The sequence below is a fragment of the Streptacidiphilus sp. EB103A genome (assembly GCF_041261405.1).
Classification (GTDB): domain Bacteria; phylum Actinomycetota; class Actinomycetes; order Streptomycetales; family Streptomycetaceae; genus Streptacidiphilus.
Genome location: NZ_JBGCAQ010000017.1, coordinates 161,554 through 183,380 on the forward strand (window position 1 = coordinate 161,554; position 21,827 = coordinate 183,380).

A 21,827-nucleotide genomic window follows, 5' to 3' on the forward strand; every position below is an offset into this window, starting at 1 on the left:
CGTCAGATCCGAGGCGATCCGATCCAGCCCGATGGAGGCCGGTCCATGTCAGCGAGCGCGGAATCCGCCCACGACCCTGCGACCCACGACCCTGCGACCCACGACCCGTCGAGCGGCCACCCGCACCGCCCCTCCCGTCGCCAGGTCCTGCGTGGCGCCGGTGCCGGAGCGGGCGTGCTGCTGGCGTCCGGCCTCGGGTCCGGACTGCTGGACCCGACCGCCGCCTACGCGGACGTGCCGGTCCTGGGGGAGTACGACGTCGTGGTGATCGGCTCCGGGGCGTCCGGGATGACCGCCGCGCTGACGGCGGCCAAGCGGGGGCTCTCCTGCGTGGTGCTGGAGAAGGCGCCCACCTTCGGCGGCTCGGCGGCCCGGTCCGGGGCGGGCGTCTGGATTCCCAACAACGAGGTGATCCTCGCCGCAGGCGTCCCGGACACCCCCGCGCTGGCCGCGGAGTACCTCGCCGCGGTGGTCGGCAGTGACACGCCGCTGGCCCGGCAGCAGTCCTTTCTGCAGCACGGGCCCGCCATGATCTCCTTCGTCATGGCCAACAGCCCGCTGCGGTTCCGCTGGATGGAGGGCTACAGCGACTACTACCCGGAGCTGCCCGGCGGGATGCCCAACGGCCGCTCCATGGAGCCGGACCAGATCGACGGCCACATCCTCGGCGCGGAACTGGCGAACCTGAACCCGCCCTATCTGGCCACCCCGGCCGGCCTGGTGGTCTTCAGCGCCGACTACAAGTGGCTGGCCCTGTCCCTGGTCAACGCCAAGGGTGCCGCCGTCGCCGCGGAATGCCTCGCCCGCGGGACCGCGGCCGCGCTGCTCGGCCAGAAGCCGCTCACCATGGGCCAGGCGCTGGCGGCCGGACTGCGCGCCGGGCTGCTGTCCGCGAACGTGCCGGTCTGGCTGAACACCCCGCTGGTCGACCTGAACATCGTGTCCGGCGCCGTCACCGGTGCGCTGGTGACCCAGAACGGCGCCCAGGGGCTGGTCAAGGCACGGTACGGGGTCATCGTCGGCTCTGGCGGCTTCGAGCACAACGCGGCCATGCGGGCCCAGTACCAGCAGCAGCCTATCGGCACCAGCTGGACCGTCGGCGCCAAGGAGAACACCGGCGACGGCATCCAGGCCGGCCAGCGGGCCGGGGCCGCGCTGGCCCTGATGGACGACGCCTGGTGGGGGCCGGCCGTCCCGCTGCCCGACCAGGCCTACTTCTGCCTCTCCGAGCGCACCCTGCCGGGCAGCCTGATCATCAACGCGGGCGGTTCACGGTTCGTCAACGAGGGCGCCCCCTACAGCGACGTGGTGCATGTGATGTACCAGAAGAACGCCGCCGCGCCGGACATCCCCGCCTGGATGATCGTCGACCAGAACTACCGCAACCGCTACCTGTTCCGGGACGTCGCGCCCGTCCTGCCCTTCCCCGACGCCTGGTACACGGCGGGCGCGGTCTACAAGGCCGCGACCATCGACCTGCTGGCCGGTCAGATCGGCGTCCCCGCCGCGGCGCTGCGCTCCACGGTGAGCCGGTTCAACGGCTTCGCGCTCACCGGCAACGACACCGACTTCCACCGCGGCGTCAGCTTCTACGACCACTACTACACCGACCCCGCGATCGCGCCCAACTCCTGCCTGGCCCCGCTGTGGGAGCCGCCCTTCTACGCCCTCAAGATCGTCCCCGGCGACCTCGGCACCAAGGGCGGCATGGTCACCGACGCCCGCGCCCGCGTCCTCAAGGCCGACGGCACAGCCATCCCCGGCCTCTACGCCGCCGGCAACGCCAGCGCCGCCGTCATGGGCCACAGCTACGCCGGCTCAGGCTCCACCATCGGCCCCGCCATGACCTTCGGCTACGTCGCCGCCAACGACATCGCCGACCAGGCCGGGGTCTGAAGCGCGGGACGCCGAACCGGCCGGCATCCCTCCCGAGCAGCATGCCCGGGCCGCCAGCGCGGCAGCCTGGGGAAGCCCCATCCGCAGGTACGCCTCGCGGGCGAGGAGGTGCAGCTCACGCGCTGCTCGCTGGTCTCCGAGAAGATGTTGGACGCGGCCGAGGAGATCATGGCTGCGGGCCGTCTCGATGGGGTCGCCACAGGTCTCGGCGAGCTCCAGGGCTTCGTTGTGCAGCGGCAGCGCGGGTTCAGGCGTGCCCAGTGCGCTCAGCGTCTCGCCGAGGTTGTTGAGCGCCTCCGCCAGGTTCAGCGCGTTGTCGTGGCCGCGAAGCAGTTCCAGTGCCGTGCGATGGTGCTGGAGCGCCTCCTCCAGCCGTCCCTGTTCCCTGAGTACGTTGCCGATGTTGCCGAGGGCGATGCCCTCGGCGGTGTGGTCCTCGAGCTTCCTGCTGAGGACGATGGCCTCCTCGAAGTGGGCGAGGGCGGAGGCATGGTCGCCCATGAGGAAGTGGATCAGCCCGAGATTGTCGATGGTGATCAGTTCCCCGGTCCGATCGTTTCCCTCGCGATCGAGAACCAGGGCCTGGCGGTGATGGTCGAGTGCCTCGTCGAGCCGGCCCAGATGCCGGCAGGTCACTCCCATGTTGTCGAGGGCGATGCTCTGACCGATCGTGTTGCCCAGCCGCCGCTGGAGGTCGAGTGCCTCGCGGTTGAGGGCGAGTGACTCCTCCAGCCGGCCCTGTCGCCGGTGGATCAGCCCCAGGTTCCCGACCGCGAGCGCCTCGTTGGAGTCGTCGCCCTGCGCCCTGCTCAGGCGCAGGGCCTGGTCGAAGTGGTGCGACGACTGATCCAGCCGGCCGAGCAGTCCGTAGACGGCGCCCAGGTTGTTGAGTACCGCCGCCAGGGAGTCCTTCCTGCCGTGCTCCTGGAGGACCGCCATCGACTCGTTGAGCGCGGCGAGCGCCGACTGGTAGTCCCGGAGCTGCAGATGGGTGAGTCCGATGAAGCGCAGCGCTCCTGCTTCGGCCACCACGTCGCCTGCCGCACGCGCCAACCGCAGGGCCCGTTCGTGGAGCACCAGCGCCTGCTTGCCGTGGGCGCCACGCTCCAGGTAGCGGGCGAGGATCGCCGACAGGTCGATGGCATGCTGCGGGAGTCCGGACAGTCCACTGGCCGCGACCAGGTTGGAACGTTCGGCGTCAAGCCAATTGACGGCGGCCGCACGGTCGGTGAATTCCCGGGTCACGCCGTTGGGCGGTTTGATCTCGGGACGTCGGTTGCGTTCGTGCGGGAACATCGCGTCCATCGCGATCGAAGCCCAGTAGCGGTAGTGGTCGAACAGTTGCCGCAGTGCATTCTCGCGTTCGACTTCCGGAAGGCTCGCAGCCTGCGCTGCACTGTGGATGCGCAGGAGGTCGTGCAGGGTGTAGCGGTCGGCACGCAGTTGCTCGACCAGATGGGCGTCGAGCAGTTCCTCCAGGCTCCGCTCGGCGTCGTCGGCCCGCAGACCGACCAGGGCCGCCACGGCCCGGGCGTCGACGTCGGCCCCCGGGACCAGGCCGAGTTGGGCGAAGACGAGTTGTTCCTGCCGTGCCAGATGGTTGAAGGAGGTCTGGAACGCCGCGGCGACCGCCAGGTCGGAGGTCGCCAGTTCGCTCAACCGTCGCCGTTCGTCGCTGAGGCGGTCCACCAGCAGGGCCACGGACCATGAGGATCGGTGTCTGAGCCGGGCGGCCGCGATGCGTATGGCCAGTGGGAGCCGACCGCAGAGTTCCACGAGGGTGGCCACCGCCTCCGGCTCGGCAGCGGCGCGAGGTCCGAGGATGCGCTGGAACAGCAGTACCGCGTCCGTTGCCGAGAGCACATCCAGGGAGAGGCTGCGTCCGGCTTCCAGGCTGACCAGACGCCTGCGGCTGGTCACCAGGACGAGGCTGCCACCGGAACCGGGAAGCAGCGGGCGTACCTGTTCGGTCGAGGCCGCGTTGTCGATGACCAGCAGGACCCGGTGGTCCGCCAGTTCGGCGCGCCAGGCGGCGGCCCGCTCCGCCAGCCCGGCCGGGATGCTGTCGGCGCTGCGACCGTGCGTGCGCAGCAGGATGTCCAGCGCCGCCGCGGGGTCGACGGGGTCCTGCCCCGCCGTGTGGGCGTGCAGGTCCAGGTAGTACTGGCCGTCGGGGAAGAGCTGCGCCAGCCGATGGCCGGCGTGGACCGCCAGTGCCGTCTTCCCCACGCCTGCCATCCCGTCGATGGCCAGCAGTGCGGGCCCGGCCTCCCTGGTGCTTCCCGCAGCCTCGATGATCGACAGGACCTCCTCCTCCCGGGCGGTGAAGTCCGCGGGACCAGGAGGGAGGAAGTTGCGTCCGGCTGCGGTGGGCGGCGTGGGTGTCGTCGGAGAGCTCGGCGCCGTCGGTGCCGTCGCTGTCGCGGGGGCGTGCCCGGTGCTCTGGACCCGCACGTCGTCAGCCGCCTGCGCCACCCGTTTCCAGGCAGCCCGCCACCGTTCCTGCTCCGGTGACCCGCCGCCCAAAGCCCGCACGAGGGCGAGGACGACCTCCAACTTCGGCAACTCGCGACGGCGTGGATTCAGCGCGTCCGCGAGCGTGCTGCGTGGCACACCGCTCCTGCGTTGCAGTTCCTGGAGCGAAGGCTTGCCCGCGCTGACCTTCAATGCCCGGAGCGCCAGAATGAACTCGCTGACCGTTGCGGCACGCTCTCCTGGAGTCGAGACGTTCTGACTTCCAGGCAGGTCGAACTGACCCCCCACTGGTACACCCCCGTGTCCTTGGGCGCGATGCCCATGACAACAGTAGGCGACCAGCAATCCGTAGTCATCCGGAATTGTACGAGCACATCCGAATTCAGCGGCGCGCGGCGCGGCCTCGGCAGTGATCAACGGTGAATCGCGTCCGCCCTCGACGATTGCAATCGTCGAGGGCGGACGTCGAGGGCGAACGGCGACTCTGACAGAACGTCAGCAGCGGTTCAGACCGTTGTGGAACGCGGCCGCACCGTCCACGTACGGGGCGAACGTCCACGCGGTGGTCGGCGCGTTGAAGTAGTCGCTGTACCCGTAGGCGCCGTAGTTGACCTGGCTGGTCTTGTACCAGACGTCGCCGTCGCTGCCGACCTGCTTGCCGACGACCCAGCAGATCGCCACGATGCTGTCGCCGTGGGAGGCGTACAGGTCGTAGTCGTACTTGGAGGAGCCCGGGTCGGCCTGCGAGTACACGCCGACCCCGTGGCTGGTGCTGAGCGAGATCGGAATGTACGTGCTGGCCGACGCGCTTCCCGCCGCGAGGCCGATGGCGGAGGCGGCCAGGGTCAGGCTTGCGATGGTGGTGCCGAGGATCTTCCGCATGGTCGTCCCACTCCCAAGAGATGTTGTGTTCGCGCCAAGTGCTGGCCGGTGATCGCACCCGCCTGCGGCGCACTGATTACGGCCGCGTCGGTCCGCGCGCTGCGGCCAGTAGGGCCCCGGCGAATCGGATCGGCCGCTGTCGGCCTTCGCCAGCATGGTCGGAGGCAGGGCATCAGGGCCACGATCTCGGACGAGTCCGGACGGGCCCGGACGTTGCCGGATCTCCGCTCCTGGAGTGTGGAGATCGGGACACTCCGCATCGTTCGGGATCGTTGCCGTGTGGGAAGCACGAGCCGGAACTGGGAGTTGACATGACGCTGATCACGGAAGCACTTGGAACGGGTGACTGGCGCGGTGACGAGGTGGTCGACAGCGATACCTGGAGGATCAGCCTCGGCAGCGCCCACCGTGCTGAACTGTGCGCTGCGGTCGCTGCCGTGGAGACGCTGGGCCTGGAACTCGTCGATTTCTCGCGTGAGGACTTTCCACTGCCGACGCTCGGCCCCGTCCTCCACAGCCTCGTCGGCGAACTGATGGACGGCCGTGGCTTCGTGTTGCTGCAAGGCGCACCTGTCGCGGGCCTGAGCGAGCGGCAGTGCGACATCCTCGCGCTCGGAATCGGACGCCACTTCGGCCGCACTGCTCCGCAGAAGGATGGCAGGCACGTGCAGCACGTGCGCGACGTTGGCGTCGACCCGTCAGGTTCGACGAGCCGCAGCTACCAGCACAGCGGGCCACTCGGCTATCACGCCGACCCGAACGACATCGTCGCCCTGCTGTGCGTTCGGCCGGCGCAGTCCGGCGGACTCAGCCGCATCGTCAGCTCGGTCGCCGTGCACAACGAGATCGTGGCCACCCGCCCCGACCTGGCGGAAGTCCTCTACCAGCCCTGGTGGCGCGACCTCCGTGCCGGCGACGGCCCCGACAGCTTCCACCAGAGCCCCGTCTACACTGTGGACACTGCCGGACGGCTGACCACCGACTACGGCCCCGACTACATGCGCTCAGCACTGCGCGGCGCCCACGTCCCGCCGTTCAGCACCAGGCAACTCGAGGCCATGGACCTGCTCGACCGCCTCAACAGCGATCCCCGCTTCCAACTCGACATGGACCTGTGCGCGGGCGACATGCAGTTCCTGAACAACCACGTCACCCTGCACAGCCGGACACGGTACGTCGACCACCCCGACCCGGAGCGCCGCCGCGACCTCATCAGGATCTGGCTGAACACCTAGAGGCGGTGGACGGGGTGCCCGAGACGACCGGAGCACGCTGGCAGGCTGCCTTCCCCGGTGTGTCCACCTCTGCTGTGTGCCTACGAACAGCGCTGGCTTCGACTGACGCGAAGTGCGTTACGGTGTCGCCGTGACTGAACTCCCTGCGGGTCTGTACGAGCACATCGTGACGAACTCGCTCGACGAGCGGCTGGCCATCGCAGCGGAGTTGGGCCGAGTCCTTCGCGAGCCGATCGACCCGGACGACGCCCCGGAGTTGCTGGGTCGCTACGTCGGGGCGCTGACCCGGCAGGCACTGCGCGCCCACAGCAAGGCCGGCGGCAAGGACACGGCCGCGCAACTCGGACAGCAGATCGCGACCGTCAACCGGATGGTAGGCGCGCTCGGCGAGCTACTGCCCGACGGGATCGGCGACGCTGACACCGTCGCCGCTTCCAAGGAGTTGCTGCTGGCGGTCGCGAATGGTGTCGCGCTGCCCGGAGAGCAGCAGTTTCCCGGGCGTCCGGTGGTCCCTCTGTCAGCGAGCGCGCTCTTCGCCAACCGCGGTCGGGAACGGATCGGGCACGCGCTGCTCAGCGAGTTGGAGTCCGCCGACCGGGTGGACCTGATCTGTGCGTTCATCAAGTGGTCCGGTCTGCGTCTGTTGCGCGACCGACTCGCCGAGGTGGTGGCCCTTGGCGGTGAACTGAGCCAAGGAACTGTCTGCGGCGTGTGGATGGCATGCGGCGAAGACGTCGCGGATCGAGCACGCCCAGGCCCCGCCGAGTGACGCGGACATCCGGAGCTGGGCGGAGGTCTGCGGCGCAGCCGAGCAGGCCCCGGACATCATCGCGCGAGGCGGTGAACTACCAGCGCCGACAGGAGTTCTTCGACGCCATGGACCGCGGGGAGTTCGACTTCTCCGACATCATCGCCACCACGGGACCGCGCGACGAACAAGGCAGCCTCATCGAGGGCGACCCGGGCAACGAGACCGCCGCCTGATGCCGCAGCCGTTCCTGATCGACAAATCTGCACTCGCGCGCCGCGCGCAGCCCCTGGTCGCCGATGTCGGCGGTGATGACCAGGGCCTGCGGTGGGCTCGGTGACCAGCCGGAACGGTTTCGTTTTGGTGCGTTCGGCGGCGATCTGGGCACCGACCGAGTTCGATTGGTTCCACAGTCGTTGCTGCCGCATGGTGCTGAGTGACCGTTTCGTCCGCTCTGTCGGCCGCGCCGTAGGATCGGTTCAGCAGTGGCGTTCGGGCGGATGCGGCGGGAGCAAGCAGATGGCGGGGACTGCGCGAGAGCGGCTGGCCCAACTGCTGGGCGGTTCACAGTCGGCGGGGTCCTTCAGCGCCCAGCTGGAGATGCCTGCGAACGGCCTCGGGCTTGAGGTGGCCGGGGTCGGGCCGGTGGGCCTTCCGCTGCGCGCGCCTCTGGCGAAGAAGCTGATCGCGGTGGCGCGCCCGGCGAGGTTCGGACGCGGCCGGGAGACGCTGAGCGACACTGGTGTCCGCGACACCTGGGAGATCGTTCCGGATCAGGTCGTCATCGGCGGCTCCGCCTGGCCGACGCTGCTCAGCGGTGCGCTGGAGCACTTCCGTGGGGAGCTCGGGCTTCCCGCATCCACGCGGTTGCGGGCCGAACTTCACGCGCTGCTGGTGTACGGCAAAGGGCAGTTCTTCCTCCCGCACCAGGATTCGGAGAAGGACGACGCCATGGTGGGCACCCTGGTGCTGTCGCTGCCTTCGGCGCACACCGGCGGGGAACTGGTCATCGAGCACGCCGGGCAGAGCAGGTCCTACCGTGCGTCGAAGAAGGATCTGACGCTCCTTGCCTTCTATGCCGACTGCTGGCACGAGGTCACCCCGGTCACTTCCGGTCACCGGGTCACGCTCACCTTCAACCTGCTTGCCGAGAGCGGTACTTCGAAGGCGGACGCCGGCCCGCTCGGCGAGTTGGCACACTGCCTGGAGCAGCACTTCAACCGGCCGTCCACGCCGCGCTACGGAGGGCTGGACCTCGACCCGCCGAACCGGCTGGTGTACCTGCTCGACCACGAGTACACCCAGCGGGGCCTGGACTGGAACCGGCTCAAGGGAGTTGACGCGGAGCGTGCCACGCTGCTGCGCGCAGCCGCCGAACAGGCCGGGTGTGAGTCGGTGCTTGCCCTGGCCGAGGTGAAGGAGACCTGGAACGCCTCGCCCGCCGGTCAGGACTACTGGGACGGCGACGATGACGAGGACGACGAGTACGAGGAGTACAACGACGGCGCTGCTGCGGACGGCGACTACGATCTCGAGGAACTGATCGACGACGAGATCACCCTCGGCTGGTGGACCGTCCCGAACGACCCGGCAGGCGAGGAGATCTCCCTGTCCGTCCGTGACTACGAGACCTGCGCGAGCACCCCGAACGCGAGCCTCACGCCTTACGAGTCCCAGTACGAGGGCTACATGGGCAACTACGGCAACACCCTGGACCGGTGGTACCGGCGGGCCGCAGTCGTCGTGTGGCCGCGCGAGCGGGCGTTCGCGGCGCGCGGCGAAGCCGGATCGCTGTGGGCGCTCGAGCAGTTGCGCGACCGCATCGCGAAGGACGATCTGGATGGGGCGCGCACTGCGGCACAGTCCCTTGCCCCCTTCTGGAAGCGCATCGACTCGCAACCCGCGCTGCTGGAGGGCGCGTTGCACGTGGCCGCGGGCCTGGACGCGGCCGAGACCGCGAGGATGCTGCTGGAACCCTTCAAGGTGAACACGCTCGAACCGCGACACGCGGCCGGGCTGGCTGCGGCAGCCGAGCGCTACGGAACCGGGTGGACACTCCAGGTCGTCAACGGCTGGTTCGGGCCGGCCCACCGCTTCGAACCGCACGCGTATGCCTGGACGGCGCAGCTGCCGGAGCTGTGTGCGGCGCTGCGCTCCCACCGGAGCACGGCAGTGGTACGGGCCCTGCTCACCGCAGGCTGGAACGCCGTCAACAGCGACCTGCGGCGCTGGACCGTGGCTGGACCGGCCGACACCCGGCGTCCTCAGTTGGCGCAACTGAGCCTGCCGCTGGCAGGCATCCTGGGGGAGGCCGACGAAGAGCTGCAGGGCGAGATCGCGGCAGCGCTGCGCGGGTACGGGGACACCGTGCTGGAATGCCTGGTGCCGATGCTGCGACAGGCGGCGGACGTAGCTGCGGCGGAGACCCGGTCGTCGGCCGGGTTCGAGGCGGTCGCCTGGAACTGCGCGGACCGGCTCCGCCTGATCGCCGAGCGAAAGCCGCGCGAGGAGGGCGACTGGTCGATCGCCTGGACCGGCTGCGGGTGCCGACTGTGCGGCAGCCTGGGGGAGTTCCTCGGCTCCCGGACGCAGCGAGTGCTCGAATGGAAGCTGGCGAAGGACGGCCGACGGCACGTTCACAGCGCGATCGACTCGGCCGAGCTGCCGGTGACCCACCGGACCAGGCGTCAGGGAAGTCCGCTCACACTGGTGCTGACCAAGACGGAGGCGCTGTTCACACGCGAACAGACAGTCCGTCAGCAGGCCGCAGTCGACCTGGCCTGGCTGGCCTCGACCTGGATCGCACCCGCGGGGAAGGCGGTGCAGGGGCGTCGCCTCGGTTAGCGCCGTCGGGACGGACGGTCAAGGCCCGCCATCGCTGGGGGTGCAGGCGATGTGGAAACTGACGTCCATGGCGGCTCCTCGCAGACTCGACCGTCCACCGTGTCGGTAAGAACCAGGCGCGTCACGGTTCATCCCCGACGACGCCAGTCCACCTGGCGATAAGCCCCAGTGTTGTCGCCTGACCGGCCTGGAGGCCGCCTGATCGGGTCAGCTCAGGCGTAAAGGTCGGCTGGGCCGACCAGGACGATCGCCGGATCGACGGTGGCGCGGTCGCGAAGTTCGGGGGTGAACCCGGCGGCACTGAAGCAGGCGAGGCGGGCACCGGCGGCGCCGTGGCGGCCTTGGGCGGTGAGCAGGGCTCGGATTCGGGTGAGGCGTTCGAGATGGCCGAGGCCCATGGTCTCGCCCCACTTGACCTCGCCGATGGCCAGCAGGGGGGAGCGGTTGTCGTCGTCCAAGCCGAAGGCGACGACGTCGAGCTCGTGACTGGTGCGGTTGGCGGGGTCGTTGACGGTGCCGGAGCCGACGCGACTGGGGTAGTCGCCGAAAAGCTGATCGGGAGCGAAGTGTTGGGTCCAGTGGCGGCACAGGCGTTCGAGGTGGGGGCCCAGGACGTTGCCGACGAAGCGCCGTTGGGCTCGTTCCCACAGCCTTCGGGCGTCACGGGTGTGCTCCAGGTCGGACCAGACCGGGCGCATGACGGCGTGGTAGAAGGTGACCAGAGGCTCGGCGATGCGAAAGCTGGTGCGGTTGTCCTTGAAGACGTCGGGATCACGGGTGATCAGGCCGCAGTCCTGCAGCACGGTAAGCGGGTGGGCGAGGTCGCTGGATTTGCGGCCGAGGAAATTGGCGATGCCGCCGCGGTTGGAGTTGCCTGCGGCGATGGCAGCCAGGACGGAGTGGTACATCGCGGTGTCGTGCAGGTCCGGTTCGTCGGCCAGCAGATAGCGTGCTTCACGGAAAAGGGGGCTGGTCGGGGAGAGGACGGTGCGCAGGACCCAGGCATCGAAGTCGTCAGGTCCGGCGGGGGTGTCGTCCCGGGCGAACTCGCGGCGGTAGGCAGGGGTGCCGCCGACGATGGCGTTGACCTTGAGTGCGGTCAGCGGGTCGGTGACGCCCCAGAATTGGGCGGCGAGTCGGTGGTCCAGTGTTGGCACGACGAGTTCGAGGCCGGCGCGTCCACGCAGGGGCGCGTTGCCGCTCAGGAGGCGTCCCATGAAGGACATGGCCGAACCGCACAGCAGCAGCCGGGCCCGACTGTGATCGCGTTCGGGGCGCAACGGGGCCAGGGCGTTCTGAAAGATGGAGGGCAGGCGCGGGTTGGCGCGAGCGAGGTAGGGGAATTCGTCGATGACCACCGGAATCGCACGGTCGCGCCCGAGCGCGAGCAGGGCATCGACGACTTGGTGCCAGTCGTCGAAGGCCAGGGGTGCGGGTGAGTCGAGGTGGGCCGCGATCTGGGCGCCGATCTGACGTAGGGACTCGCCGTCGGTGGCTTCGTCGGCGGCGAAGTAGAAGCCTCCAGTGGCTTGGCACAGGGCCCGGAGCAGGAAGGTCTTGCCCTGGCGACGGCGCCCGGAGACGACGCCGAGGGTGGCACCAGCGCTGGGATCGGTGGCGAATGCAGCCAGGGCGCGCCATTCGTACTCGCGGTCGAACATCTCCACCGGGCGGGGCAGCATGGTGATCCCATTCCTCTCCGCAGAACCTTAAAGCCCAGTCTATGGTAACTCGACTTATGGTAACTGCAGGCACCCGGGTGTCCACCGGAACGGTCACGGATCACCCCCTGGTGGCGAATCCCGCCGCGGCCCCGGCTCGTTGACGCAGCGCCCGATAACGTGGACAGCCCACCGCGCAGGCAATGGGATGCGGAGGCCAGATCTTGTCCCACTCCGATCAGGTGCCGGAGCAGCGGGACGCTGCTCCCTCGGTCGAGGAGCTTCTTGAGCGCAGCGCCGCGCTGAAGGGCGAGCTGCTCGCCTTCGGACAGCAGCGAAGGTTCGCCTCGCAGCTGAACAAGCGCCTGCGGCAGGCGGCGGCACGGTCGCCGAACGTTTTGTCGCGCAGCGTCGTCCCGCCCTGACTACGGCCGAGGCGGAGATGGTGCTGGCCTGGCGCGACGTGGTCGAGGGCACCTTCGAGGTGCGAAGCGTTCGCGACGGGGTCCTCCAGGCGCACAACCTCATCGACGACCTGCCCTACCGCATCCGCTCGAACGCCGGGTCCGACGCCCTGCGCCCGCTGCGGCCGGGCACGTTCGTGATCACCCGGATCGTGCCGCTGGCCGACGACTGGATGAACTGTGCGCCTACCACGTGCACCGTCGCGAGCAGGCTATCGCCGCCATGGACGCCGAACACGCCGCCCTAGCGCGCGCCACCGCCCCGCCTGCCGGCACTCTGGCGCCGTTGCCCGAGGACCTACTGGACGCTGACTCCGTCGGCCTGCTGTACGACGAGACCGTGGGCCTGCACTTCCTGCGCGACTTGGGGCACCTGGACGCCCTCCTCGCAACGCCCGCACTCGCCCGCGACCGCGCCTACGCGTCGCGGCTGCGCAGCTACCTGCACGACGACTGCATCCCCCGGTCGTCCTGCGCCGCCTGGCGGCCCGTCACCCCGACACCGTCGACCAGGTCTTCCGCGCCGTGCTGCGCAAACCCGCCCTCACCTGGGACCACGACGGCGATGCCCTGTTGCGCCGCTACAAGCCCGAGCACTACGCCCGTCCGCCCGAACCCGCCCTCGTGGTGATCGGCGAGCGCCTGGCCGAACTCCTTCGCCAGGGCTGACCGGCCTACCAGCAGCTCTGACCTTCGAACCGGACCGGAAAACAGTGATCGCCGAGGCGGGTGCCCCGGCGATCATGTACCGAACGAAGTGTCCGAGGGGGGACTTGAACCCCCACGCCCCGAAGGGCACTAGCACCTCAAGCTAGCGCGTCTGCCATTCCGCCACCCGGACCGGGTGGTCATCGCGGCGTTGCCGTCGCGCTGACGTGGATAACCATAGCAAAGATCAGCCGGGGTTCCGAACGCGTTCCCGGCGGCTCGACCTGCGGAGATTAGGGGCAGGGGTTGGGATCGGGGGGTGGACGGGAGAGGATGGCGGGGTCATGCCGGTGGACCCCCGGGGTGGAGTGGAGGGGGCCCTGGTGCCGTACGGAGAGAGGCTGGACAGCGTGAGCGAGACCAATGCGACGCGGGTGACCGGGGAGAGCGAGGTGGCCGACCTCTGCCGGGAGCTGATCCGGATCGACACCAGCAACTACGGCGACGGTTCGGGGCCGGGGGAGCGGGCGGCGGCCGAGTACGTGGCGGAGAAGCTCGCCGAGGTGGGCCTGGAGCCGCAGATCTTCGAATCCGCCAGGGGCAGGGCCAGCACGGTGGCCCGGATCGCGGGCGAGGACCCCTCGCGACCTGCGCTGCTGATCCACGGGCACACCGACGTGGTGCCCGCCAACGCGGACGACTGGACCCACCACCCCTTCGCGGGGGAGATCACGGACGGCTGTGTCTGGGGCCGTGGCGCCGTCGACATGAAGGACATGGACGCGATGACCCTCGCGGTCGTCCGCGACCGGCTGCGCAGCGGACGCAAGCCCCCGCGCGACATCGTGCTGGCCTTCCTGGCCGACGAGGAGGCCGGCGGCGTCTTCGGCGCGCACCACCTGGTCGACAAGCACCCCGGTCTCTTCGAGGGTGTCACCGAGGCCGTCGGCGAGGTCGGCGGCTTCTCCTTCACCGTGAACGAGAACCTCCGCCTCTATCTGGTGGAGACCGCGGAGAAGGGGATGCACTGGATGCGCCTCACCGTGGACGGCACCGCGGGCCACGGCTCGATGACCAACAACGACAACGCGATCACCGAGCTGTGCGAGGCCGTCGCCAGGCTCGGACGGCACAAGTTCCCGGTCCGGGTCACCAAGAGCGTGCGGCACTTCCTGGACGAGCTCTCCGACGCGCTCGGGGTGGAGCTCGACCCCGAGGACATGGACTCCACGCTGGAGCGCCTCGGCGGCATCGCCAAGCTCATCGGCGCGACCCTGCGCAACACCGCCCAGCCGACCATGCTGGGCGCCGGCTACAAGGTGAACGTCATCCCGGGCCAGGCCACGGCGCATGTCGACGGCCGCTACCTGCCGGGCTTCAAGGACGAGTTCCACGAGGAGCTGGACCGCGTCCTCGGACCGCGGATCCGCCGCGAGACGGTGCACCAGGACAAGGCGGTGGAGACCGACTTCGACGGACCGCTGGTCGCGGCGATGCAGTCGGCGCTCAGCGCGGAGGACCCGATCGCCCGCGCCGTCCCCTACACGCTCTCGGGCGGCACGGACGCGAAGTCCTTCAGCGAGCTGGGGATCCGCTGCTTCGGCTTCGCCCCGCTGCGGCTGCCGCCGGAGCTGGACTTCGCCGGGATGTTCCACGGGGTGGACGAGCGGGTGCCGGTGGACGGGCTGACGTTCGGGGTCCGGGTGCTGGACCGATTCATCGACGCCTGCTGAAGCACTGCGGAGGATTCTCTCGAAGCCCGCCGGGCCCGGATTTACGGGTGCGGCGGGCTTCGGTCTTTTCCGTACGCACGCGCCCCGCGGCGCCCTGCTTTCGCTCGGGCGTTTGAGTGGATCACCGTTGCGGGTGAGAAAACAACCCGACTAGTACCCCGTTTGCCGCAGCCTCGTTCACTCATATGCAGCCCGCCGAACGGGCTGCGACGTCGACTAGGAGGACATTATGCAGGTCAAGAAGATCGCTGCGGTTGTTGCTGCCACGGGTGGCCTGGTTCTCGCCGGCGCGGGTGCCGCGTCCGCCCACGGGGGGGCCTCTGCCGAGGGCGCTGCCTGGGGTTCCCCGGGCGTGCTCTCCGGCAACGTCATCCAGGTTCCGGTCCACATCCCCGTGAACGTCTGCGGCAACACCGTCAGCGTCATCGGGCTGCTGAACCCGGCCTTCGGGAACGACTGCCAGAACAACTGACACCTGCCGGTTGATTCCGGACTTTTCTCACACCTGCGGTCCCGGGAGGCGCGCCATGCCTCCCGGGACCGCATCGTCGGCACGGCGTCAATCGGGTGGGGAACTCTCACCCGGACTGGTGAAAGGCGTATGCCGCCATGAACCGGGGCCCCGGCTTCTCGTTACGTGAATTATCACGTCACTGCAGGCCAATGTCCCATACACCATCACAGACAAACTGAGGGCAGGGCAATCCATGCGACAAGCTGCCAGACGCGGACTTCTCACGGTCATGGCGACCGGGAGCGTCCTCGCATCAACCGCAGGCTATGCCTACGCGGACGCCGGAGCCGCGGGCTCGGCCTCCGACTCGCCCGGGGTCGGTTCGGGGAACGCCGTCCAGGTGCCCGTCGACGTTCCGGTGAACGTCTGCGGCAACACCGTCGACGTGGTCGGGCTGCTCAACCCGGCCATGGGCAACAACTGCAAGAACGGTGCCGAGCACGCCAGGGGTTCCGAGGGCTCCAAGGGTTCCGAGGGCTCCGGGGGTGGGGCCGGGAGCCAGGGCGGTACGCATGACTCGCCGGGCGTCGGCTCGGGCAACTCCGCCCAGACGCCGGTGTCGGTGCCGCTGAACCTCTGCGGCGACTCGGCGAACGTCGTCGGCGCGGGCAACAGCGCCCACGGCAACAGCTGTGCCAACCACGGCGGCGGCACAGGCGTGCACACGCCGACCCCGTCGGCCCCGCCGGAGAACTGCTCCTGCACCCCGCCCCCGCCGCCCCCGGCCGACAACTGCCCGCCGCCGACCCGGGACCACCCGCAGCCGCCGCCCCCGCTCACCCCGCCGGCCAAGCCGCCGGTGACCACGCGCGGGCACCACAGCTCCCCGCCGCCTCCGCAGACGGTGACCAAGGTCGGCCGGACGAGCCACATCAGCACCTCGACGACCCGCAGCACGGCCGCCTCACCCACCCAGGCGGTCCTCGCCTCCACCGGCGCCGGCGACACCATGCTGATGCTGCCGACCGGGGCCGCACTGGCCCTCGGCGGGCTGCTGCTCTACCGCCGCTCCCGCGCCGGGCAGAGCTGACCTCTTCAGGGTTGATCGAGGGACGCGGAAGGGGTGGAGCACACGTGCTCCACCCCTTCTTCCGTCTGCCTCAGTCCGAGAGCAGCGACCAGGTGCGGACCTGGCGGATGATCTTCCGTCGGAGCACGACCTTGCGGCGGCCGTCCGGGAAGAGTCGCAGCCGGTCCAACTCCCAGTGCCCGTACTCGGCCTGCTCCGTCAGCAGGCGCCTGGCCTCGTTCCGGGAGACGTCGCGGGTCAGGAGCATGGAGCGGAACTCGTACTCGGGCTGTTGGATGATCTTCGGTGCTGCCAAGTCTTTCCTCCTGCAGAGCGCTCTGGGTCAAGCCTACGACGGGCCGCACGCGCGGCTGATCGGATCTGACAGGGGTTCAGCCCGGTGCCGAACCTGGTCCGGACAGGGTCCCACGAAGGACCGCGGCTGGACAGGGGACCGAACCGCCCTTCGCACGGACGGGTGAGCGCCGGTCCGCGCCGGTCCGCCGCGGGGCGCGGAGGGGTGTGAGGGGGTGCGGGGAGCGCTCCCCGGCACATCCGAGTGCTCAAATCGGGCGCGACCGGATAACTTCTGTGCACTACGGGCCCAACAGCGGATAGCGTCAGCACCATGCCTGATGTCGCGCAGCCCACCATCGCCGAGGTACGAAGCGCCGCCGAGGCGGTCAAGGCCGCCATCGACCGCCATCTGGCCGCCGTGGAAGCCCGTACCGGTGAGAACGACCCCGGTGTCGCCACCGCCTACGCGGCCCTCGCGGAGGCTGCGGACGCTTACGACGAAGTCCTCTACGACGCCTACGACGAGGTCACCCCGTTCGAGGTGCCGCACGACAGTGATCTCTCCCAGTACGCCGATCCGGACGACCCGGAGGCCATCAGCGTGCTGATCCGCAGGGACTACCTGATCACCGACCCGCTGCGGCTGCGGGCCGCGGCGCTGCGGATCGACGGCACGACCGCCGCGGACCCGGGCCCGGTGTCCGCCAGCGTCAGCGGGGCGCTCGGCGCGCTCTTCGGCGAGTACGAGCCCGACGAGATCGCGTCCCGGGCCGAGGAGTTCGGTCTTGAGGAGGGCGACTCCACGCTCTGGGTCACCGCAGCGGACCCGGCCGAGCCGGGTGACTGGCTCTCCGAGCCCTTTGACGACGCCGACCCGGACCTGCTGATCTGTCGCTTCGACGTCAGCGAGGTCTACGACGACGAGCTGGAGCCGCTTGATCCTGAGCGGTAGGGGGTTCTGCAGGATTATCGGCTGCGGACCGTAGCGGGCTGGTCGCGCGCGCTGTTCAAACAACACAGCCCCGCGCCCCTGGACGTTTGCAACTGGCCCAGTTGCAGCCACATAGGGGCGCGGGGAACTGCGCGACCAGCCAGGCACACGCCGCAGGTCAGCTCCCGAGCTCGGCCACCTGTTCGGCGAGAACGCCTCGCAAGCGGGTGGTCCGGGGCAAAGCCGGAACCGTGGCCACCGCCTGCGGGAGTGCGGGGCCGACCGCATGCACCACGGAGAGGTGCTGCTCGGCGCGGCTGAACGCGGTGTACACCCACTGCCGGGTCAGCTCGGCCGCCGCTTCGGGGGCCAGCAGCACCACCACGCCGGGCCAGCGCCGTCCGACGGCCTGATGGGCGGTCAGTGCCCAGCCGTGGCGGACGGTTCCGGCGACCTGCTCGCGCGGCACCCGGACCTCTTCGCCCTCGCAGTCCAGCACCAGCCCGGCCGAGCCGCCGGCCCGCAGCGTCCCGGGACGGGCCAGGCCGGGGGCGGGGGAATGTACCACGGCGTCGCCGGGATCGAAGCCGCCGAAGGTGCCGGGCCCCGGGTTGAACCGCTGCTTCAGTGCCGCATTGAGCGCGCGGGTGCCGGCCGGGCCGCCGTGGCCGGGCGTCAGCACCCGGACCTGCTCGGCTGGGATGCCCAGGGCACGCGGAATGGAGTCGTGAACCAGCTGCAGGGCCCGGTGCACCGCCTCGGCGCCGTCCTTGGCCGTGACGATCACGACCTCCTTGCCGGGCGCCTCGACCGGAAGCAGTTCACCGATGCCGATCCCGGACGCCAGCTCACCGATCGGGCCGAAGTCGGGTGTGCGGGAGGCGACGACCGGGCAGGCCTTGGCGGCCAGCACGTCGGCGAACACCCGTCCTGGGCCCGCCGACCAGAGCACCGCGGGGTCGCCGCTGAGCACCAGCCGGGCGCCGTCGGCGACCGACTCGACCAGGGTGGCCGCGAGCTCCACGTCCAGCGCGGGGGCGTCGCAGACCACCAGCAGGTCCAGTGCGAGCGTCCCGTCCGAGGCGCGGCCCGGGCCCTCGGCGCCGGAGAGCAGCCCGGCGAGGGTGACGGCCGCCTCGTCGTCCAGGCGGCGGCGTCCGTCCACGGTCGCGGCGGCGACCCAGGCCCGCAGCCCCAGGCCGCGGGCCGCTCGGACCAGGGCGACCGGCTCGGCGCGGGCGGCCTCGCCACCGGTGTGCAGCACCAGACCGGCCCCGGCGACCGCCTTGACCAGCGCGGTGGCGGAGGCCGACGGCGCGGCCCCGGCTGCGCCGTCCCAGTCCAGCGGGGGGACGTCGGCGCCGGCGCCGGTGCCCTCGGCTTCAGCCTCGTCCGGGTGAACCTCTGTGGCCGGGTTGACCGGATCGCCCTCGAAGGTCGACACCAGCCGGATCAGGCCGTCGGCGAGGCTCTCCTCCGCCAGGGCGAGCCGGTCCAGGGCGAGCAGGACCCGTACCGGGGTCTCCTCCTCGTCGTCCTCGGCGCGCGGCGCTGCTCCGGGCTGCTGGATCTCCTCCTGGAAGGCCATCACCCGGCCCTCGCCGAGGATCGCCGCGAGCGACCCCTCCGGGTCCGGGACGCCCTGCTTGCGCAGCCCGTCGCCGACGGCGGACAGCTCGACCGCGGTGTGGCCGCGCAGGGCGGCCCGCTCCAGCAGCCAGACCGCCAGCGCCTCGGCGCGACGCAGGTCGTCCGGGCCGCAGGCGTCGCCGAGCAGCCCACGCGCGAAGGCGTCGGCGTGCTCGGGGCGTACGCCGGGGACCGAGAGCAGCGCCCAGGGGTCCTCGCGCAGCGCTGCCGGAGCGCCCTCGCCCAGGGTGGCGACCACCGCGGTGACCAGCTCGGCGGGGGCGCCGCCGGCGGCCAGGACCTCGGCGGTGGCCTGCAGCACCTCGGCCCGGGCGGCGTCGGGCGCGACCGCGTCGGCTTTCCCATCCGCTGAGCCGGGGCCCGAGGCGGTAGCAGCACCCGCAGGGCTCGGGCCGCCGGTCGGGCCCGAGCCGCCCAGGGCCCGGATCGCCTCAGCGAGCTGCTCGGTGGAGGGCAGCGCGGCCGAGGGCAGGGCCGGGTCGGGAACGGCGGCGTCCTCCGACGTCGCAGGTCCGTCCTCCGTCAGCGTCCGGTTCGGCTCGTCGGTCACAGCGCGCTCCAGTCGTGGTCGGGGTAGAAGTGGATCGGCGCCGAGATGTCGTCCAGCGCTCGGCAGATCTCCTCCGGGAGCGTAAGGGACTCCACTGACAACGCCGCCGTGAGCTGCGCGGCTGTCCGTGCGCCCACGATCGGGGCGACCACCCCGGGACGGTCGCGCACCCAGGCCAGCGCGACCTGCAGCGGCGTCGCCGCGAGCCCGTCCGCCGCAGTGGCGACCGCGTCCACGATCCGCCGCCCCCGTTCGTCCAGGTAGGGCTGGACGAACGCGGAGTAGTAGGGCGAGGCCCCCCGGGAGTCGGCCGGCGTCCCGTGCCGGTACTTGCCGGTCAGCACGCCGCGGCCCAGCGGGGAGGCGGCCAGCAGGCCCATGCCGCTGTCCAGGGCGGCGGGCAGCACCTCGCGCTCTATCCCGCGCTGCAGCAGCGAGTACTCCATCTGGGTACCGGCCAGGGGCGTGCGACCCGGTACCGCGCGCTGCCAGGTCGCGGCCTTGGCCAGCTGCCAGCCGCAGAAGTTGGACACCCCCACATAGCGTGCCCGCCCCGAGGACACCGCCAGGTCGAGGGCGTGCAGGGTCTCGTCGGTGGGTGTGTCCGGGTCGAACGCGTGCACCTGCCACAGGTCCACGTAGTCGGTGCCGAGGCGGGCCAGCGAGGCGTCCAGGGCGGCCAGCAGATGGCCCCGCGAGCCGTCGAAGCGCCGGTCCTGGTCGGGGACGCTGCCTGCCTTGGTCGCCAGCACCAGGTCCGAACGCCGGACGAACTGCTCGATCAGCCGCGACAGCAGGTACTCCGAGCCGCCGTCGGCGTAGACGTCGGCGGTGTCGACGAGGTTGCCGCCGGCCTCGACGAAGGTCTTCAGCTGTTCCGCGGCGTCGATCTCGTCCATGTCCTCGCCCCAGGTCATGGTGCCGAGGCCGAGCCGGGAGACGCGGAGCCCGGTCCGGCCCAGATGTCGCAGTTCCACTCAGCTTCTCCTCGGGATGTCCGCGCGCGAAGGTCCACCGACCACAGGATCGCGTGGGGGCACGGGGGGTCGCCCCCCGAAAAATTGGAGCATGACGGGTGAGCGTAGTGGGCCTGTGGTCCGATGCGATGCAGGCCACAGCAGGGGCTGTGACGCAGTTGGCCGTACTGGCCGGTAGCTTCCGCCGGTCGCCCCCGATACAGTCGCGATGACGTCCACACCCTTCGGAGGCAGCACCGTGCGACTCGGCATCAATCTCGGCTACTGGGGCCTCGGCAACGACGCCGACAACATCGCCGTCGCCCAGGAGGCGGACCGGCTCGGCTACGCGGTCTGCTGGGCCGCCGAGGCCTACGGCTCCGACGCCGCGACCGTCCTGGCGTATGTCGCAGCCAAGACCGAGCGCATCGACGTCGGCTCGGCGATCTTCCAGATCCCGGCCCGCACCCCCACCATGACCGCGATGACCGCCGCCACTCTGGACACCCTCTCCGGCGGCCGGTTCCGGCTCGGGCTGGGCGTCTCCGGACCGCAGGTCTCCGAGGGCTGGTACGGCGTCAAGTTCGACAAGCCGCTGGCCCGCACCCGCGAGTACGTGGAGATCATCCGCAAGGCGATGGCCCGCGAACGGGTCGTCCACGACGGCGCCAACTGGACCCTCCCGCTGCCCGGCGGCCCCGGCAAGGCGCTGAAGCTGACGGTGCACCCGGTGCGCGAGCACATCCCGCTCTACATCGCCGCCATCGGCCCCAGGAACCTGGAGCTCACCGGCGAGATCGCGGACGGCTGGCTGGGCATCTTCTTCGCCCCCGAGCAGGCCGGGCTGTCGCTGGAGCACCTGACGGCCGGACGCGCCAAGGCCGGGAAGACCCTGGAGGGCTTCGACGTGGCCCCCAACGTCCCGATCGCGGTCAGCGCCAGCGACAAGCCCGAGGATCTGGCGGCGGCGGGCAACCTGTTCCGCTCGTACACCGCGCTCTACGTGGGCGGCATGGGCAGCAAGGAGCAGAACTTCTACAACCGGATCACCCGGCGGATGGGCTACGAGCAGGCCGCCGACGAGATCCAGGAGAAGTACCTGGCCAAGGACTACGCCGGCGCGGCCGCCGCGGTGCCGCAGCAGCTGATCGACTCCACCACCCTGATCGGCACCCGCGACCGTCTCGCCGACCGGCTCCAGGCCTACGCCGGCGCCGGGGTCACCACGCTCAACCTCACCCCGGGCGGCTTCACCCTGGACGAGCGGGTCGAGGCGCTGCGCACCGCAGCCGAGGCCCTGGAGCAGGCCGGGCTGGCCGAAGGCTGACCTTCCC

The 21,827-nt window shown here is 70.5% G+C and carries 19 protein-coding genes and 1 tRNA gene; 13 read left to right on the top strand and 7 right to left on the bottom strand.

The window, feature by feature from the left end:
- Window positions 1–45 precede the first annotated feature (45 nt).
- Window positions 46–1,896, top strand: a complete 1,851-nt coding sequence (gene kstD, locus ABH941_RS27380; RefSeq protein ID WP_370132196.1) for a 3-oxosteroid 1-dehydrogenase — start codon at window positions 46–48, stop codon at window positions 1,894–1,896.
- On the opposite strand, the gene ABH941_RS27385 is transcribed toward kstD, so the two are convergent.
- Both ABH941_RS27385 and ABH941_RS27390 read right to left on the bottom strand, forming a co-directional pair.
- Window positions 1,819–4,509: a tetratricopeptide repeat protein gene (locus ABH941_RS27385; protein WP_370132197.1), complete on the bottom strand. Its 2,691-nt coding sequence runs from the start codon at window positions 4,507–4,509 to the stop codon at window positions 1,819–1,821. The two genes, kstD and ABH941_RS27385, sit on opposite strands and share 78 nt — an antisense overlap.
- Before the next feature lie 357 nt (window positions 4,510–4,866).
- A complete protein-coding gene (locus ABH941_RS27390) occupies window positions 4,867–5,253 on the bottom strand; it encodes a hypothetical protein (RefSeq protein ID WP_370132198.1) in 387 nt (128 codons plus the stop codon).
- Window positions 5,254–5,564: 311 nt separating this feature from the next.
- Here ABH941_RS27390 and ABH941_RS27395 point away from each other — a divergent pair, with 311 nt between their 5' ends.
- The 4 genes from ABH941_RS27395 (at window position 5,565) to ABH941_RS27410 (ending at window position 10,080) form a co-directional block, all read left to right on the top strand.
- On the top strand, window positions 5,565–6,488 hold the full coding sequence (locus ABH941_RS27395) for a TauD/TfdA family dioxygenase (protein WP_370132199.1): 924 nt from the start codon (window positions 5,565–5,567) through the stop codon (window positions 6,486–6,488).
- A 166-nt stretch (window positions 6,489–6,654) separates the two neighbouring features.
- A complete protein-coding gene (locus ABH941_RS27400) occupies window positions 6,655–7,257 on the top strand; it encodes a hypothetical protein (RefSeq protein WP_370132200.1) in 603 nt (200 codons plus the stop codon).
- Between the two features lie 71 nt (window positions 7,258–7,328).
- Window positions 7,329–7,472, top strand: coding sequence for a hypothetical protein (locus tag ABH941_RS27405; RefSeq protein ID WP_370132201.1), 144 nt, complete (start codon window positions 7,329–7,331; stop codon window positions 7,470–7,472).
- A gap of 283 nt (window positions 7,473–7,755) precedes the next feature.
- On the top strand, window positions 7,756–10,080 hold the full coding sequence (locus ABH941_RS27410; protein WP_370132202.1) for a 2OG-Fe(II) oxygenase: 2,325 nt from the start codon (window positions 7,756–7,758) through the stop codon (window positions 10,078–10,080).
- Between the two features lie 212 nt (window positions 10,081–10,292).
- On the opposite strand, the gene ABH941_RS27415 is transcribed toward ABH941_RS27410, so the two are convergent.
- Window positions 10,293–11,762 (bottom strand): ATP-binding protein, encoded by a 1,470-nt coding sequence (locus ABH941_RS27415; protein ID WP_370132203.1) that lies wholly within the window; start codon window positions 11,760–11,762, stop codon window positions 10,293–10,295.
- A gap of 203 nt (window positions 11,763–11,965) precedes the next feature.
- Here ABH941_RS27415 and ABH941_RS27420 point away from each other — a divergent pair, with 203 nt between their 5' ends.
- From ABH941_RS27420 to ABH941_RS27430, 3 genes are all read left to right on the top strand, one after another.
- The gene (locus ABH941_RS27420) at window positions 11,966–12,166 is read left to right on the top strand and encodes a hypothetical protein (RefSeq protein WP_370132204.1); all 201 of its coding nucleotides are present in this window, start codon (window positions 11,966–11,968) and stop codon (window positions 12,164–12,166) included.
- Window positions 12,167–12,183: 17 nt separating this feature from the next.
- The gene (locus ABH941_RS27425) at window positions 12,184–12,453 is read left to right on the top strand and encodes a hypothetical protein (protein ID WP_370132205.1); all 270 of its coding nucleotides are present in this window, start codon (window positions 12,184–12,186) and stop codon (window positions 12,451–12,453) included.
- Between the two features lie 277 nt (window positions 12,454–12,730).
- Complete coding sequence (locus ABH941_RS27430) at window positions 12,731–12,874, top strand: hypothetical protein (protein WP_370132206.1); 144 nt, start codon at window positions 12,731–12,733, stop codon at window positions 12,872–12,874.
- 89 nt (window positions 12,875–12,963) lie between these two features.
- On the opposite strand, the gene ABH941_RS27435 is transcribed toward ABH941_RS27430, so the two are convergent.
- Window positions 12,964–13,046, bottom strand: a tRNA-Leu gene (locus ABH941_RS27435).
- 217 nt (window positions 13,047–13,263) lie between these two features.
- On the opposite strand from ABH941_RS27435, the gene ABH941_RS27440 reads away from it, so the two are divergent.
- The 3 genes from ABH941_RS27440 (at window position 13,264) to ABH941_RS27450 (ending at window position 16,130) form a co-directional block, all read left to right on the top strand.
- The gene (locus ABH941_RS27440) at window positions 13,264–14,586 is read left to right on the top strand and encodes a M20/M25/M40 family metallo-hydrolase (protein ID WP_370132207.1); all 1,323 of its coding nucleotides are present in this window, start codon (window positions 13,264–13,266) and stop codon (window positions 14,584–14,586) included.
- Between the two features lie 229 nt (window positions 14,587–14,815).
- The gene (locus ABH941_RS27445; protein WP_370132208.1) at window positions 14,816–15,058 is read left to right on the top strand and encodes a chaplin; all 243 of its coding nucleotides are present in this window, start codon (window positions 14,816–14,818) and stop codon (window positions 15,056–15,058) included.
- Window positions 15,059–15,329: 271 nt separating this feature from the next.
- The gene (locus ABH941_RS27450) at window positions 15,330–16,130 is read left to right on the top strand and encodes a chaplin (RefSeq protein WP_370132210.1); all 801 of its coding nucleotides are present in this window, start codon (window positions 15,330–15,332) and stop codon (window positions 16,128–16,130) included.
- 70 nt (window positions 16,131–16,200) lie between these two features.
- On the opposite strand, the gene ABH941_RS27455 is transcribed toward ABH941_RS27450, so the two are convergent.
- On the bottom strand, window positions 16,201–16,410 hold the full coding sequence (locus tag ABH941_RS27455) for a DUF5703 family protein (protein WP_279591927.1): 210 nt from the start codon (window positions 16,408–16,410) through the stop codon (window positions 16,201–16,203).
- A gap of 327 nt (window positions 16,411–16,737) precedes the next feature.
- Between ABH941_RS27455 and ABH941_RS27460 the strand changes: the two genes are divergently transcribed.
- Window positions 16,738–17,358, top strand: coding sequence for a hypothetical protein (locus tag ABH941_RS27460; RefSeq protein ID WP_134010953.1), 621 nt, complete (start codon window positions 16,738–16,740; stop codon window positions 17,356–17,358).
- Between the two features lie 157 nt (window positions 17,359–17,515).
- Here the strand turns inward: ABH941_RS27460 and ABH941_RS27465 are convergent, their stop codons facing one another.
- Both ABH941_RS27465 and ABH941_RS27470 read right to left on the bottom strand, forming a co-directional pair.
- Entirely contained in the window at window positions 17,516–19,537 is a 2,022-nt protein-coding gene (locus ABH941_RS27465) for an ATP-binding domain-containing protein (protein WP_370132211.1), read from the bottom strand.
- Window positions 19,534–20,514: an aldo/keto reductase gene (locus ABH941_RS27470; protein ID WP_134010955.1), complete on the bottom strand. Its 981-nt coding sequence runs from the start codon at window positions 20,512–20,514 to the stop codon at window positions 19,534–19,536. The genes ABH941_RS27465 and ABH941_RS27470 overlap by 4 nt, the downstream gene beginning before the upstream one ends.
- Window positions 20,515–20,752: 238 nt before the next feature.
- On the opposite strand from ABH941_RS27470, the gene ABH941_RS27475 reads away from it, so the two are divergent.
- Window positions 20,753–21,820 carry an LLM class F420-dependent oxidoreductase gene (locus tag ABH941_RS27475; RefSeq protein WP_370132263.1) on the top strand — a complete coding sequence of 356 codons (1,068 nt, stop codon included), beginning with the start codon at window positions 20,753–20,755 and terminating at the stop codon, window positions 21,818–21,820.
- The last annotated feature ends 7 nt before the right edge of the window (window positions 21,821–21,827 follow it).